Genomic DNA, 2,294 nt, shown 5'->3' with positions numbered 1-2,294 from the left:
AGGAACGAATAAAAGAAAATCACGTCTGAAAGTTTTTGCCCAGCTTTTTTCAAAAGGCTGGAAAAAGTAAGTGGTCGAGCCTTATCTAAAAGAACGAATAAAAGAAAATCACGTCTGAAAGTTTTTGCCCAGCTTTTTTCAAAAAGCTGGAAAGGAGGATAAATACATTGACAGAATTAGAAAAAGAAATAAACAGGCGGCGAACATTCGCCATTATCTCCCATCCGGACGCCGGAAAAACAACCCTTACTGAAAAGCTTCTGCTGTACGGAGGTGCAATAAATCAGGCAGGTGCGGTAAAGGGAAAGAAATCCGACCGTCATGCAGTATCAGACTGGATGGAAATTGAAAAGCAAAGAGGTATTTCCGTTACATCTTCTGTTTTGCAGTTTAAATATAAAGACTTCTGCATTAACATTCTTGATACTCCCGGACATCAGGACTTCTCCGAAGACACCTACCGTACACTTATGGCTGCGGATTCAGCCGTAATGGTAATTGACGCTTCAAAGGGTGTTGAAAACCAGACAAGAAAGCTTTTCAAAGTCTGCGTAATGAGAAATATTCCTATTTTCACTTTTATAAATAAAATGGACCGTGAATCACGTAACCCTTTCGATCTTCTTGAACAGATTGAAGACGAACTGGGTATTAAAACCTATCCTGTAAACTGGCCTATCGGTTCGGGAAAGGAATTCAAGGGCGTTTATGACCGTGGGTCAAGGCATATTATAAGCTTTTCCGCTAACGGAAACAGTAAGCAGGCAGATGCTGTGGAGGTCGATTTAAACGACAGTTCCCTTGATTCTCTTATCGGTGCAGAACATCGTGAAACGCTCCTTGAAGACATTGAACTGTTAGACGGTGCAAGCGAGGAATTCGATATGGAACAGGTGAGAAAAGGTAAGCTTTCACCAGTATTTTTCGGCTCTGCTCTTACTAATTTCGGCGTTGAACCGTTCCTTGAAAGCTTTCTTGAAATGACTACTCCGCCGCTGCCAAGACCGTGCGTTGAAGGGGAATGTAATCCGTTTGACGAAAATTTCTCAGCATTCGTATTCAAAATCCAGGCTAATATGAACAAGGCTCACAGGGACAGAGTTACTTTCATGAGAATCTGCTCCGGAAAATTTGAGAGAGATATGGAAGTGATGCACGTTCAGGGCAACAAGAAAATGCGTCTTTCACAGCCTCAGCAGATGATGGCTCAGGAACGTGAAATAATTGACAGTGCATATGCCGGGGATATTATAGGCGTATTCGATCCGGGTATCTTCTCAATCGGCGATACTGTCTGCTCTCCCAGAAAAAAAGTAACATTCGAAGGTATTCCGACCTTTGCTCCGGAACACTTCGCAAGAGTACGCCAGAAGGATACTCTGAAAAGAAAACAGTTCGTTAAGGGTACTGAACAGATTGCTCAGGAAGGTGCAATTCAGATATTCAAAGAACCTTTTACTGGTATGGAAGAGGTTATTGTGGGCGTAGTCGGCGTTTTGCAGTTTGAAGTCTTTGAGTACCGCATGAAAAATGAATACAATGTTGAAATTATCCGTGAACCTTTGCCGTACTCCTATATCAGGTGGATCGACAAATCTCCTGTGGAACCAAAGGATCTGATAATTAGTTCTGATACTAAAGTCGTTCAGGACTTTAAAGATAATTTCCTGCTGCTGTTTTCCAGTGAATGGAACATTAACTGGGCGCTTGAAAAAAATGAAGGTCTGGAACTTTCAGACTTTAATAAATAAAAAATACCCCGCTTTAAGCGGGGTATTCTTATACTAATCCCTCATCGTTCTGATGAAAAGATTGTCTGACAGCGTTTCGTCAATCAAGGCGACCGACCGCAGGCTTGCTGGCACAAGTCAAGGGAGAACAACGCAGAATGACGGAATGATAGCGGACAAGATTTTCATTAGGTTGATGGGGGATTATTATTAATACCGCATGAAACGAACCAAAGATTCTGCGCTCACCTTAAACGCAGATTTTCTGATGAATACATAAAATATTTCAGTCATTTATGTAACCATGGTTTATGTGGGGTAGAGACGAATTTTTTTTAAACCCACTTGGAAAGTTCAGAAATTTTCTCTTTGGTTCGTTCATACGGTATTAAACTTTTATAAGTGAATTTTCGTTCTAATATCATTATATACCATTTTTTTACTTTTTTCAACTACTTTTTAAAAAAATTTTAAAAAATTTTTCCTTACTTTCTTGATGCTTCAAGAAATAACAAAGACTATGTTCATTTCTTGCCATGCCGCAAGAAACGAACCAAAGAAAGG

Annotated in this window: 1 protein-coding gene; it reads left to right on the top strand. The window is 40.2% G+C overall.

Translation table 11 applies throughout. The features are described 5' to 3' along the window. The first annotated feature begins 167 nt into the window (after window positions 1-167). Window positions 168-1,751, top strand: coding sequence for a peptide chain release factor 3 (locus tag ACI4WO_RS05045; protein ID WP_439806472.1), 1,584 nt, complete (start codon window positions 168-170; stop codon window positions 1,749-1,751). Window positions 1,752-2,294 lie beyond the last annotated feature (543 nt).

The sequence above is a fragment of the Porcipelethomonas sp. genome (genome assembly GCF_051893655.1).
GTDB lineage: Bacteria > Bacillota > Clostridia > Oscillospirales > Ruminococcaceae > Porcipelethomonas.
Note: the sequence above shows the minus strand (reverse complement) of the source record. Positions and strands in the feature narration are given on the sequence as shown.